Genomic DNA, 15,309 nt, shown 5'->3' with positions numbered 1-15,309 from the left:
GCCGGCCCCCGGCATCGAATGGGCCGTGCGGACGCTCGACGCCAGGTTGCGGGACGTCCACGTGGGGAATGCGACGGGCGACGTGCTTGTTGAGCCGCACGTAACGCCTGCCGAGCGGGTGACGCATGGGCTTGCCCGTACCGAAGCGGCGAGCCACGTGCAACTGATGGCCCGTGGCACGGGAAAGGAGACGGCCGTGGCCGAACGCAGCCCCGAGACGAACGTCATCGACTTCCGGGCCGCCGAGCAGTTGCTGGCTGCCCGCGACCCCCGCGGCGCCGTGCAACTCCTGGACCCGGTCATCGCCGCGCACCCGGAGAACACCGCGGCCCGCCTGCTGCGCGCCCGTGCCTTCTTCCTCGCCGCACAACTGCGTCCGGCCGAGTTGGAATTCCAGATCGTTCTGGAACGCGAACCGGACAACGCCTTCGCCCACTTCGCCCTCGCCCGCACCCTCCAGCGCGCCAACCGCCCGGAAGAAGCCCGGCGTCACTTCCGCCTGGCCGCAGCTCTCGACCCCCGCCCCGAATTCATCGAAGCCGCCCGCTTCGAGCCCCCGGAAGGCTCCGAAGAGGCGTAAGGCTCGACTCGCCCTGGCCCGGCTGGCCCGCTTGGTCCGGCTGGTCCGCTTGGGTCCCGCTGGTCCGCTTGGTCCCGGCTGGTCCGCCTGGCGCGGCTTGACCTGTCCCTGTCTCTGTCCCCTTGACCTCCCTTGCCCCGACTCGACTGGTCTGGCCTGACCTGATGTGGTCTGTGGCCTGGTCGGCGCCTCCCCGTTCCGTTCGTGTGGCTTCCACCCGGGGCCGCTCCTAGCGGCCGTCGTCTATTCGTCCTCGGCTGTCCCCTTCCCCGTCGTCGTCCTCGCTCCCGTCCGCACCAGGGCGTCCTCGACCCCGGTTCCCTGTGTCGTGATCACCCGGCGGGCGGCCACTCGGATCGCGGCCAGGCAGGCTGGTGCTCCGTGGTCCGGAGCCGGTGGCGGAGCCGTGGTCCGGTTCGTACGGCGGCACGTCCTTTCCCGGCTGGTAGTGCGGGCCCTGGCGGATGTGCCGTATCACCATGGCCAGATCCGTCGCGGCCAGTGCGGTCACCACGGCGCACGCTGCTGCCCACCCCGGCCTGCCGGCCAGCACGAAAGCCGCCGTGCCTGCCGCGGCCCACAGCATTCCCCACAACGCCAGTCCACGGCGCATCTTCAGCGGGCTGCGCGCCTGAAGAGGCTCATTACCGGTACGCATCACCCATCTCCACTCATCACCCTTCACGACTCATCACTCGTTGCTCTGAGCCAGCTGTTCGTGCGGTGTCGATGTGCCTGTCTCTGGGCCTGTCTCTGTCCCTTCCAGGGTCCTCCTGATCTGGGGGCTGCGTCATGTGGCCCGTGATCGTCCCGACGGGGGCCCGGCACTTGATGCGCCGCGGGCTCACGGTGCTCCCCGGGGCAGGTCAGGGCGAGGGTCGCCGGCCGGATGACTGTTGATCCATGACAGGCCGCCGATGTCCAGCCGGGTCCGGGCCCGCGTGACGGCTACGTAGGCCAGGCGCGCTTCCGCGAGGTCGACGGGCCCGGGTAACGGCTCTCCGTGCTCGTCCCGTTCGTCGAGGTCGTCAGGGCCCGTGAAATCGTCCGCGATCCGGACCGTCGGCCACTCCCGCCCTTTGGCCCGGTGCGCCGTCGATACGGTGACCTCCGCCGCTTCCTCCTCCGACAAGCGGTCCAGCGCTTGCAGTACAGCCTCCGTTCCGTGCTCGTCGACCAGTTCGACCAAGGGCTGGAGATCCCGCCCCGACGGGTCGTACCCCGCGTACTCCCGTAGCTCCTGCCAGGACTCGAAGAGCATCAGCTCGGGGTGGGACGGGCGGCGACCCGATCGGAGGTCGTGCGCGGACTGCGCCAGCGCGGCAAGGGCTCCTCCGCCGCCCGCCAGTGCCACCCGGCGACCCTGTTCGAGCTGGCGTATCACCTCCACCATCGCTCCGACGTTGGTCCGGCACAGGACCGCGTCCGGTCTGGAGACCTTCCCCAGCTCCGTGACCAGCCACGGTGAGCCGTCGAGCCGGATCGGGGCGGCGACGATGGCCAGCCAGCGGTTGGCCTCCGCGGCCAGCGCCGGGCCGAAACGGAAGGACCGGGACAGGGCCAGCTGTCTCCCGTCGAAGCTGCTCATCACGTCACGTGCTCCGCGCCATCCGTAGATGGCCTGCGCTGAGTCCCCGACCATGACCAGCTGGGCGTGTCCGCGCTGAGCGGTGAAGATCTGTTCGACCACGGGGTTGGTGTCCTGGGCCTCGTCGAGGAGAAGGAAGTCCGCCGCGATCTTCGGGCCGCGCAGTGCCCACATCTTCAGATAGTGGTCGTGCTCGAAGCGCACGGTGCCCCGGTCGGGGTGCTGGAGGTCCGCCCATGCCTTGCGGGCGAACGGCAGGACGGCCTCCGACAACTGCCCGTGCAACACGTCCTCCTCGGCTCCGCGCAGCCGGGGCACATGCTGATCCGTGAGATCCGGGTCGGCGGACTGGCAGAACCGGGACACGGTACGCAGGGCCGTGTACGACAGGGCCTTGTTGCCGATCCGGCGGGCGCCGATGCGTACGGTCGTCTCGGCGTCGATGCCCAGTGAGGCGCCGATACGCCAGCTCGCCTGCCGTGGAGCGTTCAGCCGGGCCTGGTAGTCCTTGCCGATGGACGCGTACGCGAGCGCGTGGGCCGTGCTGCAGGTGACGTGGCCGGGAAAGCGCCGGGAGGCGTCCCGCGCGGTCGCTTTGTTGAAAGCGATGTAGCGGCCCTGGCCGCACGGCGGGCGTCCGCGTGGGGGCGGGCAGTGGGCGAGTATCGCGAGCGTCGTGGTTTTTCCCGTCCCCGCCCCGGCCTGGATTACGAGATGGTCGCCCGAGCGGAAGGCGTCCGCGGCGGCGGTCTGCTCGGCTGTCGGGTGGTTGAAGTCGGTGCCCGGACGGTCCATGGCAGGTCCTCACGTCGTGGTTCCGTCGTCACTGTGCGTGACGATGGAATCGACGGTAGCCGATCGCGGGCCGGCCGTGGGATTTCTCTCGCGGCCTGTGGATAACTTCGCTCCGGCGCTCGTCGGCGGGGCCGTTGTCAGTGGCGTCTGCTTCCATCGATCTCACGCGGTCCGAGCGGTTCCGAGGTTCGGTCGCGGTGCTGTCGGCGCGGTTCCGGTTCCGGTCCGTCACTGTCGCCCGTCGGCTGCGGAAAGGAGGGGTGGGCGTGGACGACCGTAAACTCGCAGGTCGGGGTGTGGGGCAACCCCCGGGACAGCCGAGACGTGAGCGGCGACGGGCAGGAGCGGGGGCCAGGGCAGGAAGGGGAGCGGGGGCCAAGGCAGGGAACGGGGCGGGGACGAGTCAGGCGCGATGGGCGCGTGGGGCGCGACGGGAGCCAGGGAAAGGCAGCGGCATGGTGGATCGCGGAGAGGCAGCGGGGCAGTGGGTGCCTGCCGCCGGGCTGCCGTCCGCCGGTACCGCGGGGCACGCGAGGCGGGAGGAGCGGACGAAGCAGGGAAGTCAGGGGAGTGCGGACTCTTCCGCGTGGGTTCGCTGTGCCGCGGTTTTCCTGCCCGCCGAGCCGCCCCGGGCCGGCCGGTTCGCTTTCTGGCGTCCGGACGGTGGCCCGCTTCCGGGCGTTCGCACGGCTGTGGGAGACGGAGCGCGGCCGACCGGCGCAGCCGGGGCGGACAGCGCGGTAGGGACGGCCGGCGCGGCCGAAGCGGTGGAGCTCACGGTCGCGCGGCGGCATGGCAACGGCGCCCGTAGACGTACGGTTCCCGCGGTGCTGCTGCCCGTCGCCGGGGCGGTTCCGCTGCTGGCCCGCGCCCGGCACGACACGTCTGCTCATCCTGCCGCCGCCTGCTGGGGCGCGGCCGTTCTGCACGCCCTGAACCTGGTCGCGCGCGGCCGCCTACTGCCCGGACTGACCGACCGGGACAACGACGCATGGCGTGCCGGACCCCTGGAGCCCGAGGATGTCGCGCACCTGCGGGCGGTCGCCGCCGCCATGCCGTCCGAGGGGTACGCCGTTCCGCTGCCCGACAGCAGCCCGTTGCAGCTCCACGACCCGGAGCTGCTGGTCAGAGCCCTCGTGGACGCAGTGGCCGACGCACTGCCCCGTACGCCGGCGGCGGCACACCTGACCGGCGCCCCCTTTGCCGCAGTGGCGCCGCAGTATCTTCCCGGCGCGCGGGACTGGGCTGCCGAAGTGGCAGCCGGGGTGGATGCCGGGGTGCGGCTGTCGCTGCGGCTCGACCTGGCTGCCCACGGGCTCTTCGACATGCGGGCGGAGCCCGGGGCTGTGGAGGGCGAGGTCTCCACCGAGGCAGTAGCGGATCATGCCGCTGCGGAAGAGCGCAGTGCCGCGGCAGCTGTCCTCCAGGTGCACAGCCTCACCGATCCCACCCTCGTCGCCGACGCCGTACAACTGTGGGAGGGCGAAGGTTCCGACCACTTCGGCCCGCGTGCCCGCGTCGACACCCTCCTGGCGTTGCGCCGGGCCGCCCGCGTCTGGTCCCCGCTGTCCCGCTTTCTGGAGCGGCCGGTTCCCGATGTCCTGCCGCTGGCCGAGGACGAGCTGTACGAGCTGCTGGGTGACGCGGCGCCCCGCCTGACCGCCGCCGGCATCGCCGTCCACTGGCCGAAGGAACTGGCTCGCGGACTGACCGCGGCCGCCGTCATCCGCCCGGCCCCCGGCTCCGCAGCCGACGGGTTCGGCTTCTTCGACACCGAGAAGCTGCTGCAGTTCCGCTGGCAGGTGGCCCTGGACGGCCTGCCGCTCTCCGAGGCGGAGATGGACACCCTCGCGGAGGCCCACCGGCCCGTGGTGCGGCTGCGCGACCAGTGGGTGCTGGTCGATCCGGCGCTCGTCCGCAAGGCCCGCAAGCGCGAACTGGGCTATCTGGACCCGGTCGACGCCCTGGCCGCGACGCTGAACGGCTCCACCGAGGTGGACGGGGAAGAGATCGAGGTGGTGCCCTTGGGCGCCCTCGCCGCCCTGCGCTCCCGCCTGACCGGCGAAGCTCCCGTACCGCCGCAGCCCGCCGGGCTGAACGCCACCCTGCGCGACTACCAGCTCCGTGGCCTGGCCTGGCTGGACCGGATGACCTCCCTCGGCCTCGGCGGCTGCCTCGCCGACGACATGGGCCTCGGCAAGACCATCACGGTCATCGCTCTGCACCTCCACCAACGGCCCGCCGCCCCCGTCCTCGTGGTGTGCCCGGCCTCCCTCCTCGGCAACTGGCAGCGCGAGATCGAACGCTTCGCCCCCGGCGTGCCCGTACGCCGCTTCCACGGCACCGGCCGCAGCCTGGACGACGTGGACGGCGGCTTCGTCCTGACCACGTACGGCACGATGCGTTCGAGCGCCGCCGCCCTGGCCGCCCGCCCCTGGGCCTGGGTCGTCGCGGACGAGGCGCAGCACGTGAAGAACCCGCGCTCCTCCACGGGCAAGGCACTGCGAGGCATCAAGGCTCCGGCCCGCATCGCCCTCACCGGCACCCCCGTCGAGAACAACCTCTCCGAGCTGTGGGCCCTCCTCGACTGGACCACTCCCGGCCTCCTCGGCTCCCTGAAGACCTTCCGCGCCCTGTACGCGCGCGAGGTCGAAGGCGGCGAGGACCCGGAAGCCGCCGAACGCCTCGCCCGGCTGGTCCGCCCGTTCATCCTGCGCCGCAAGAAGTCCGACCCCGGCATCGCCCCCGAGCTGCCCCCCAAGACCGAGACGGACCACCCGGTCGCCCTGGGCCGCGAGCAGGCCGCGCTGTACGAGGCGGTCGTCCGCGAAACTCTGGCCCGTATCGAAGCGGCCGAGGGCATCGCCCGCCGCGGCCTCGTGATGAAGCTGCTGACCGCCCTCAAACAGATCTGCAACCACCCCGCGCAATACCTGAAGGAGGCCGCGCCCGGCCTGACGGCCCGGTCGGGGAAGCTGGAGCTGCTGGACGAACTGCTCGACACGATCCTCGCGGAGGGCGGCGCGACACTGATCTTCACGCAGTACGTGGAGATGGCGCGCCTGCTGGAGAAACACCTGACCGCACGCGGCATCGGCAACGCCCTCCTGCACGGCGGTACCCCCGTGCAGGCCCGCGAGGCGATGGTCGACCGGTTCCAGTCGGGCCGCACACCGGTCTTCCTGCTCTCCCTGAAGGCGGCCGGCACCGGCCTCAACCTCACCCGGGCCGGCCATGTCATCCACTACGACCGGTGGTGGAACCCGGCAGTCGAGGAACAGGCCACCGACCGGGCCTACCGCATCGGCCAGACCCAGCCGGTCCAGGTCCACCGGCTCATCGCCGAGGGGACGGTCGAGGACAACATCGCGGAACTGCTCACCGCCAAGCGGGCCCTCGCGGACGCCGTCCTCTCCGGCGGGGAGACCGCCCTCACCGAACTGACCGACGCCCAGCTCGCCGACCTCGTCTCCCTGAGGAGGGCCGCATGAGCCGCCGCCCACGCCCCTTCCCCGGAGACGGCGCCGACCGCTTCCCGCCATCCGGCGAGGACGCGCCTCCGGCCGCCCGCCCCGGCCGCGGTGCCGGACAGGACCGCCAGGGGCAGGCGGCGGGGCATGCCGCGCGGCACCTGCCGCAACACCTGGACCGCGCCGACCGGTCACGGACGTTCCCGCCCCTGCCACAGCGTTCCGGCGCCCGAGGACTGTTCGCCGAGACCTGGTGGGGAAGCGCCTGGCTGGACGCGCTGGAGACCACGGCCCTGGACAGCGCCCGGCTCGCCCGCGGCCGTACGTACGCGCGTGACGGCAACGTCGACACGATCAACATCACCCCCGGGCGCATCGCCGCCTCCGTACGGGGCAGCAGACCACGCCCGTACAACGTGGTCATCCGGCTCCGGCACCTCACCGCCGACGAATGGACCGTCCTCCTGGACTCGGTCGCCGCCGAGCCGGCCCAGCTCACCGCACTCCTGGCCAAGAAGCTGCCGAAGGCCGTCGCCGAAGCGGGCGTACAACTGCTGCCCGGCCCGGGCGACCTGGTACCGCGCTGCTCCTGTCCCGACCACGGCAACCCCTGCAAGCACGCCGCCGCGGTCTGCTTCCAGGTGGCGCGGCTGCTGGACGCCGACCCGTTCGTCCTGCTCCTCGTGCGCGGCCGCGGCGAACGCGAACTCCTCGACGAGCTGTCCCGCCGTAACGCGACACTCACCGCCCGCGAATCCCGCGGCGCGCAGCTCGCGCCGCCGGGCACGGCCGCCGGGCCGTTGTCCGACGCCCGCAACGGCCCCCGCGCCGACGCACGGGCGGCGGCTGCCGCGGGCAGGGCGGCGAGGACCGCCACCGCGCCGGGGAGTCCCGGGGCCCGGGAGAAGAGCGGGGCGAGCGAGGAAGCGGAGACGGAGTACACGCCGGATTCCGCGCCGTCGGAGCCGGTCCGGCAAGTTCGTGTGCCCCGTGGCGTGCTCGCCCGCGCCGCCCTGGCCGACAGACTGCTGCCGCCCCTCCCGCCCCCCATGCCCCTCCCGCCACAACCCGGGCAGACCCCTGCCCTACCGGACGCTGACGGCCTCCCACTGGACGCGGGCGCCCTCGAATTCCTCGCCACCGACGCCACAGGCCGGGCACACGCCTACCTGAGCCACATACGGGCCACCACCCCGGAGCCGCAGACCGACGGCCCACGATCCGAGCCGGCGCAACCGGCCCGGCCGGGCGTTCCGCCGGCGTACCCGGCCGGGCCGGACCACCCGCAGGCGTCCGACCGGTCCCCGTTCCCCGCCCTCACACCCTGGCAGGACGGCATCAGGCTGGCCGCGGCCGCCCACCCCACCGCCGGCCTGACCTCCACCACCCGCGCCCTCTACCGCGACCTCGCCGCGGCCACCGGCCGTACCGTCACGGACGTGGCACGCGCCGTCGCGGCCTGGCGCCAGGGCGGTCTCGAAGGGCTGGACCTGCTCGACACCACCTGGAACCCGCCGGCCGGTGATTTCGATCGGGCCCGTAGCGCCCTGATCGCCGCCGGCCTCCCGGCCCTCCGACCCCGGTACAACCACCTCACCGACCCCGCCCGCGGCATCCAGCTCCGCTTCGGCCACGACAACCGCTGGTACCCGTACGAATCCGACCCCGGCACCGAGGACTGGTGGCCCACCGGCCGCGCCGACGCCGATCCCGCAGGGGCCCTCACCGCGCTGCTCGGCCGATGACTAACCTCGGGAGCGTGGAAGGTCTCGACACACTCACCCGCTCCCTCGCACAGCGCACCCCCGACGAGCTGGCCGCCCTGCTCACCCGGCACGCGGAACCGCTGTCCCGCAGGCCGGCCCCGACCAGGCTCCGCGAGCTGGCCGGGGCCCTCTGGTCGTACGAAACCCTCCATCACACCGTTCTCCACCTCGACCACCCCCGCCTCCACCTGCTCGCCGCCACCGCCCGCATCAGCCAGGGCCTGGCCCGCAGCGCCGCCCCCGTACCCGCGGCCCCCACCGCCGGAGCCGACTACCAGTCACTGATGGCGCACCGGCTGTCGTTCCCGGACCTGGCCACCGAACCGGTCCCGGCGGACGACGCCTTCCAGGCCCTCGGCGCCGTCGCCCCCGGCCCCGCACGCGATGCCGCCACCACCGCCCTGGAACTCCTCTACGCGGACGGGCTCGCCGCCCCCACCGAGGACGGCGCCATCGTGGTCCCGCCGCGCACGCCGCAACTCCTGGCCGCCCATGACCTGGGGGCCTTCACTCCTGTCGCGCCGTGTTTCCCGGAAACCGCCGCACCGGAATCCGTACCCGTGTCAGCCGCAGCACCGCAAGCGCTCGCTCCTGCCGCGGCCTCCCTCCGGGACGAGTCCCAGGCCGCCGCATCGGCCCTCGCCGCCATCCTGGACCGGCTGCTCGCCGCGCTCGCCGCCCAGCCCGCGGCTCTCCGCAAGACCGGTGGCCTGGCGTTGCGTGAGATCAAGCGGCTGGCCAAGGCGGCGGGGACCTCCGAAGCCCGTACCCGCCTCCTGCTCGACCTCGTGCTCGCCGCCGACCTCGTCGCCCTGAAGCGGACTCCCGCCGGCATCACGGCGGTGCCTACCGGGGCGTACGACGCATGGCTGGCCGAGGCGCCCGCTGACCGGCTGGTGCCGGTCCTCACCGCATGGACCACCCTCTGGGCCATCCCCACCTACACGCCGTTCGGCGAAACCCCCACCGCCTTGGTGCGCGGCGAGGACCGGCACGCTCCGGCGCTGCGCCATGCGCTCCTCAAAGCTCTGGCCAGCGCCCCGGCGGGTGAGCAGCCTCCCCGGTTTCCGGCGGACCCGTCCCTCCCGGCCGGGCCGTCCGGAGCGCCGGACCACCGGCCCGACCTGCCCGCGCTCCTCGACGCCGCGGCCTGGCACCGGCCGCTGGCCGTCGTCGGTGAGCCGCTGGCCGAGGACCGTGCCGCGCACATCCTGGACGAGGCCGCCTTCCTAGCACTCGTCGCACACGGTGCCCTGACCCCTCTGGGCCATGCTCTGCTCGCAGCGTCCCCAGCGGACCCCGAAGTGCTTGGCTCGTACCTCCGGGAGCTGCTTCCGCCGCCCGTCGGGCAGGCCCACTTCCAGGCCGACCTGACGGCCGTCGTGCCGGGAGCCCCGTCCGCGCCCCTCGCGAGCCTGCTGTCCTCGGCCGCCGACCGCGAATCCGAAGGGCACGCCGTGACCTGGCGGTTCAGCCCGGCGTCCGTACGCCGGGCGCTCGACGCCGGACACGGAGCCGCGGATCTGCTCACCGCACTTGCCGAAGTGTCCGCGGCGGGCCCCCTGCCGCAGCCCCTGACCTACCTCGTCCAGGACGCCGCCCGTGCGCACGGCCGGATGCGTGTACTGCCTACCGCATGCTGCGTCCGCTCCGACGACGAGGCCCTGATCCGCGAACTCGCCGCCCACCGCGCCCTCCAGGCCCTCGGCCTGCGCGCCATCGCCCCCACCGTCCTCGCCAGTGCCCGGCCGCCCGCCGAGACGCTCGAAGCGCTCCGCGGTGCCGGTTACGCTCCCGCGCTCGAATCCGAAACCGGCACCGCGTCCGTCGAACGGCCCACCGGCCACCGCACCGGCGTCACCTCGTCCGGCCCCGCCACCGCGCCCCTGACCCTTGCCCGACGACTCCTTTCGGGGTGAGGGAAGCGGCGGAGGACGGTGACTGTCAGTGGTGTCAAGTAGCCTGGGAGAAGAAGGAGTCGGAGGGGCGAGCGGAGGGAACGGGCGAAGCGGGCGGGGGACATTCTCCCCTACCGTGGCAGCGACGCACCGTGACAGCGAGCACGTCCGTACACCTCGTACGGCTCGTACGGCAGGGACAAGGGGGGACCGATGGACGCGGAGTTGACGGCGCTCGCGACGGCGGGGGCGACGGCGCTGGTGCAGCAGATGGCGACCGAGGGCTGGACGCAGGCACGGCAACGGGTGGCGGCGTTCCTCGCGCGGCGCCGGGGCGGCAGTGCGGAAGAAACTCTCGAAGGGGAGCTGGAAGTGTCGCGCACGGAGCTGGTGACCGCGCAGCGCGACGGTGACGAGGACGGCGCGGCCGACGTGGCGGCCGAGTGGCGGGTGCGGCTGCGGCGGGCACTCCGCGACGACCCGGCGGCGGCCGAGGAACTGCGGCGGCTGCTGGCGGAACTCCGGCCGGACGAGGGCACCAGGGTCGAGGTGCGAGAGGTGCACAACTCCATCAGCGGCGGGGTGCATCACGGGACGACCATCCAGGCCGGTGTGGTCACCCGGCTGGACCAGCGTGGCGGTGGGTTCGGCGAAGGACCCGCTCGTGGCTGACCCGGAGCCCGGCGCTCCTGCACCCTCCTCCTCCGTGCCCGGCGCGGCCCCGCCCGATGAGCGCTCCCTCGATACGGCCCCGCCCGATGAGTCCTCACGCGCTGAGGCTCCGCTCGATGCAGCCACGCCCGTTCCGGCGGCCGCCGGTGTGCGGAACGAGATCAGTGGCGGGACGGTGTACGGGGCCGTCGTGCAGGCCCGGACGATCGGCACGGTGACGATCCAGGAGGCCACACCGGCGATCATGCCGGGCGCGCCGGTGCCCCGTACGCTGCCCCCGGGCACCCGCCATTTCGTCGACCGTGACGCCGTACTGGCCGAGGTGACGCGCTTATTGGACGAGGCGTCGCCGAGGGACGGCGCCGGCGGCACGGGGGAGGCCGGAGCGCCCCTTGTGGTCGTCTTGTGGGGGCCGGGCGGGGTGGGCAAATCAGCCACCGCCCTGCGTCTGGCCGCCGCGCTGCGGGGACGCTTCGGGCAGGGCGAGCTGTACGCGGACCTGCGCGGGGCGTCCGCCACGACCGCGGCCGCGCCGTCCGACGTGCTGTCGCGCTTCCTGCGGGACCTCGGGGTCCACCGGGACTGGATACCGGCGGAACCCGACGCCCAGGAGAGCACGTTCCGCAGCGTGACGGCCGATCGGCGCATCCTCACGGTGCTGGACGACGCGCATTCCGCCGCACAGGTACGGCCGTTGCTCGCCGCGTCACCGGGCTCCCTGACGATCGTGACCAGCCGGACCGACCTGGGCCGCCTGGTGATCGAGTACGGCGCGCACACCGTACGGCTCGGACCGCTGCGCACACCCGACGCGGTGGGGCTGCTCGCCCGCCTGGGCGGGACGGGCCCGGGAGTCGAGGCGGTGGCGCGGCGGTGCGGCGGTATGCCGCTCGCGCTGTGCGCGATCGGGGCACGCGCCGCCGGCCGGCAGCAGCCGGACTGGGAACGGCTGGAGCGCGAGATGAGCACGAACGGCGGGAACGAGGCGGCGCCCCCGCCGCACGGCGCGGATACGGCGGCCGCCGCGCCGAACTCCGAACCAGCCGCATCCGGTGCCCCCGTCACCGCACCTGACCCCTCCACCGCAGTCGCCGCACCCGCCGATACGGCGGAAGAGCCGATGCGCGGCGCGATGGACGCCTCGTACGGGCACCTTTCGGAGGCCGCGGCCCGGCTGTTCAGGCTGGCGAGCCTGCGGCCGTGGCGGCATCTGACGCCGGGCGCCGCCGCGGCCGCCGCGGGAATCCCCGAGGACGCGGCGGGCCCCCTGCTCGCCGAACTCGCCGACGCGCGGCTGCTGGAGGACGCGACCGGCGAGGAAGGAGGGGCGGAAGCCGGGCCAGAGGGCCGGGCCGACGCTTCCGGCCAGGTGCGTTACCGGTTTCACGACCTGTGGCGGGAGTACGCGCAACAGCGTGCGCCGGCCCAGGACGGAATCGCGGGGGCCGCGGCAGCCGTCCGCCGCACGCTGCTCTGGTACGTGCGGGCCGCAGCCGCGGCCGATGCGTGCGTGCTGCCGGGCCGCTGGCACCTGGGGCCCGCGTACACACGGTTGGCGGGCCGGCCTGCGGCCTACGAGAACGGCATCAGCGCGCTGGCCTGGCTGCGGGGCGAACGGGAAAATCTGGCGGAGGCGGTACGGGCCGCGGCCGACCACGGACTCGACGACCTGACGTGGCAGTTGTGCGAGGCCATGTGGGGGCTGCACCTGCGGCTCGGCTTCCACCAGCAGTGGGTCTCCACCCACCGGCTCGGCGTCGAGGCCGCCGCCCGCTGCGCGGAGGAGTGCCCCGAGGCCGAAGGGCGGATGCGTGCCCAGCTCGGTTTCGCCCACTTGGGACTGGCGCAGTACGGGCAGGCGGGGGCTCAGTTCGCGGCGGCGGCCGCGGCCGACCGGCGGGCCGGGCACGTACGGGGTGAGGCGACGGCGGTGGAGTCCCTGGGACTGCTGCATCTGAAGCAGGAGCGGTGGAGCGACGCCGCCGAGTGCTTCCGGGCGGCCAGGCGCCTGGCACAGCAGGTCGGCGACCCGCGTGCGCTGGCGCTGCTCGAACATCACCTCGGACGGTCGCTCCAGGGCATGGGCCGCCACGAGGAAGCGGTCGTTCAGCTGCGGCACGCGCAGGAGCTGATACGCGCGCTGCCCGACCCGTACAACGAGGCCCGGGTGTTGATGAGCCTCGGACGGACCCTGCTCGACGCCGGGCGTGCCGAGGAGGCGGACGAGGCGCTCGGCCGGGCCGCGTCGGTCATGGCGACGGAAGGCTCGGTCGTCCAGCAGGCGGACCTGGCGGAGCTGCGCGCCGACCGGGCCGGACTGGCCGGGGACACGGCGGGCGAGAGCCGGTACCTGCGGGCAGCGCTCGGCTTCCACGAGAGGACGGGGTCACCCAGGACCAGTGCCGTTCGGGCACGGCTCGGCCGGCTGGAGGCCGCCGCCCGGTGGAGAGCGGCTCCGAGCGGGGAGGCCGGCGAGGAGGTCAGCGAGGAGGAGTGATCGTCACCGTCAAGTGGTGGCTGGTGCCGCCTGTCACCACGACCAGGCCGTCGAGGAGTTTTTCAACCGGCTTTCCGCGCTCGTACCAGGCGTAGAGGGCCGAGGCGTAGACGGCCGGATCGCACAGGTCGCGATGGCCGTCCGGGCCGGGTGCCGCGGTGAGGGTGACCAGGCGCCCGTCCGGAATGCGTACGAGGCAGGTGTCCGGCGCGGTGACACACGCGGCCATGGCGCAGTGCCGGTGGTGCCGCATCGCCTCCTGGGCCCACGCCGCGGGTTCGGGCCGGGAGCCGTGGAGCACCAGGTCGGCGAGGGCCAGCCGGGTCGCGTCCGGGACATCCTCGTGGACGGCGGTGTGGGCGCCGGGGTGCACAGCGGTGTGGGCAGGGCTGTGGGCAGGGGCCGGTGATGCGGTGGGAACGGCACCCGTGGGTGTGGTGGTTTCCGGGCCCAGGCCCGGTGCCGGGTCCGGAGCCGGGTGTGATGCCGCGCCGAGGCTGTCCGTATGGCGGGTGACGGCTATCTCGGGAGGCGCGGCGGGGCGGTGGTCGCGCAGGCGGGTCAGGACCCGGAGGGGAGCCAGAAGCGGAGGGGCGGGCGGGACGTCGGAGGGCAGGTCACCGAACGTGGGGTCGAGCAGTCGCGGCAGGTAGGCCGGAGTGCCGGGCTCGGCGAGGCCCATGAGCCCGTAGAAAGTGCGCCGGAGCAGCGCGGCCGAACTGCCCGGAGAGGAACTGGCCAGGGCGGTGAGCTGGGCGTAACGGTCGGGGCGGTGGTGGGCCAGCAGCTCGTCGAGCTGGGGGAGGAGCGGTTCGTACGGGCGTAGACGGGGAGCCGTGCGGCCCAGTTCGGCGACGGGCGACGCCGGGTCGAGGTCTGCTTCCGGGAAGGCACCGAGCAGGACGGGCGTGCCGATGGCGGCCGCGTAGTACGTCACGCTGCCGTGATCGCCTATGACGGCGTCGGCGGCGGCCAGGACCTGCCGCCACGGCCCGAGCGGCGGGACCACGGTCAGCCCGGCCTGCTCGGCACGGCGCAGCCAGGCACGCACCTGACCAGGGCCGTGACCGTGCCAGATGTTCGGATGCAGGACGGCGCAGCGGCGGTAGGAGTCGACGGGCAGTTCGCGGGTGAGGCTTTCCAGCAGCCGGGGGAGGACGTCGTCGGCGTCGCCGAACAGGGAACGCGGTCCCCAGGTGGAGTTGACGACGACGAGGCGCTGGCCGGCGGACACGCCGAGTGCGCGGCGGAAGCTGTCACGGTGGGGGAGCGCGGCCAGCAGGCGGTCGAAGCAGGGGTCACCGGCGAGTACGGCGGTACGGGCAGCGGGCGGGCAGGCGTCGCGGAGGCGTGAGAGCTGTTCGGGGTGGGACAGGACGGTCGTCGTCGCGACGGGCGCACCGTCCCGCAGCAGCCACTCCGGCGAGAGCCCGAAAACCGGCGCCCGTCCAGCATCCTGCTCCGGCCCCGGCTCCGGCTCCGGCTCCGGTCCCGGTGTCCGGCCCCGGCCCCGGTGTCCGGCCCCGGCCCCGGTGTCCGGTGTCCGGTGTCCGGTGTCCGGTGTCCGGTGTCCGGTGTCCGGTGTAGGCAGCCTCTTATTGTAGCCAATGCCGTGCGACAGGACAGCCAACTTCCCTTTAATCAGATGAAGTTCGCCGCCATAGCTGGCACTGACCGCCAGGTCCACCGGGGTCTCCACGGCCTGCTCCCAGGGCAGGACGGGCAGCCCGGCGTCCGCCAGCAGTTCCGGTACGCCGTGCAGGTACGGCGAGGAACCCGTACACGTCGCCAGGCACTGGACGCGCGGATCGGCGTCGAACAGGGGCAGCACGTCCAGGAGCCGGGTGGCGGAGGTGACGTTGTGCACGACGAACAGGACGCGTGCGACCCCGGTCCGGGTGGACCACTGCGACGCCTCCGGGCCGACCGGAACCCGCAGCCACTTCTGCCCGTCCGTGACCGCTTCCCCCACATGCCTCACCCTTCACCCCTGGTTCGACCGGCCACCCTAGCCGCTGTGCTCGGTCATCCGGCGCGCCCGGC

Annotated in this window: 9 protein-coding genes; 6 read left to right on the top strand and 3 right to left on the bottom strand. The window is 73.5% G+C overall.

Going from position 1 to position 15,309, the window contains the following annotated elements:
- Positions 1-196: 196 nt before the first annotated feature.
- Entirely contained in the window at positions 197-580 is a 384-nt protein-coding gene (locus tag ACZ4QV_RS28840; RefSeq protein WP_361636764.1) for a tetratricopeptide repeat protein, read from the top strand.
- A gap of 229 nt (positions 581-809) precedes the next feature.
- Here the strand turns inward: ACZ4QV_RS28840 and ACZ4QV_RS28835 are convergent, their stop codons facing one another.
- Both ACZ4QV_RS28835 and ACZ4QV_RS28830 read right to left on the bottom strand, forming a co-directional pair.
- Positions 810-1,193 carry a DUF6343 family protein gene (locus tag ACZ4QV_RS28835; RefSeq protein WP_361636817.1) on the bottom strand — a complete coding sequence of 128 codons (384 nt, stop codon included), beginning with the start codon at positions 1,191-1,193 and terminating at the stop codon, positions 810-812.
- A 231-nt stretch (positions 1,194-1,424) separates the two neighbouring features.
- Positions 1,425-2,963 carry a UvrD-helicase domain-containing protein gene (locus tag ACZ4QV_RS28830; protein WP_361636761.1) on the bottom strand — a complete coding sequence of 513 codons (1,539 nt, stop codon included), beginning with the start codon at positions 2,961-2,963 and terminating at the stop codon, positions 1,425-1,427.
- Between the two features lie 827 nt (positions 2,964-3,790).
- On the opposite strand from ACZ4QV_RS28830, the gene ACZ4QV_RS28825 reads away from it, so the two are divergent.
- From ACZ4QV_RS28825 to ACZ4QV_RS28805, 5 genes are all read left to right on the top strand, one after another.
- Positions 3,791-6,454, top strand: coding sequence for a DEAD/DEAH box helicase (locus ACZ4QV_RS28825; RefSeq protein ID WP_467763579.1), 2,664 nt, complete (start codon positions 3,791-3,793; stop codon positions 6,452-6,454).
- Positions 6,451-8,178 carry an SWIM zinc finger family protein gene (locus tag ACZ4QV_RS28820; RefSeq protein WP_467763578.1) on the top strand — a complete coding sequence of 576 codons (1,728 nt, stop codon included), beginning with the start codon at positions 6,451-6,453 and terminating at the stop codon, positions 8,176-8,178. The genes ACZ4QV_RS28825 and ACZ4QV_RS28820 overlap by 4 nt, the downstream gene beginning before the upstream one ends.
- A 14-nt stretch (positions 8,179-8,192) precedes the next feature.
- Positions 8,193-10,118: a helicase-associated domain-containing protein gene (locus tag ACZ4QV_RS28815; protein ID WP_467763577.1), complete on the top strand. Its 1,926-nt coding sequence runs from the start codon at positions 8,193-8,195 to the stop codon at positions 10,116-10,118.
- 192 nt (positions 10,119-10,310) lie between these two features.
- Positions 10,311-10,769: a hypothetical protein gene (locus ACZ4QV_RS28810; protein ID WP_361142612.1), complete on the top strand. Its 459-nt coding sequence runs from the start codon at positions 10,311-10,313 to the stop codon at positions 10,767-10,769.
- Between the two features lie 148 nt (positions 10,770-10,917).
- On the top strand, positions 10,918-13,266 hold the full coding sequence (locus ACZ4QV_RS28805; RefSeq protein WP_467763576.1) for a tetratricopeptide repeat protein: 2,349 nt from the start codon (positions 10,918-10,920) through the stop codon (positions 13,264-13,266).
- Here ACZ4QV_RS28805 and ACZ4QV_RS28800 read toward each other — a convergent pair.
- Positions 13,250-15,238: a hypothetical protein gene (locus tag ACZ4QV_RS28800; RefSeq protein ID WP_467763575.1), complete on the bottom strand. Its 1,989-nt coding sequence runs from the start codon at positions 15,236-15,238 to the stop codon at positions 13,250-13,252. The genes ACZ4QV_RS28805 and ACZ4QV_RS28800 overlap by 17 nt on opposite strands.
- Positions 15,239-15,309 lie beyond the last annotated feature (71 nt).

This window comes from Streptomyces sp. NPDC026394, from assembly GCF_055567735.1.
This window is presented reverse-complemented; position numbering and strand designations above follow the sequence as displayed.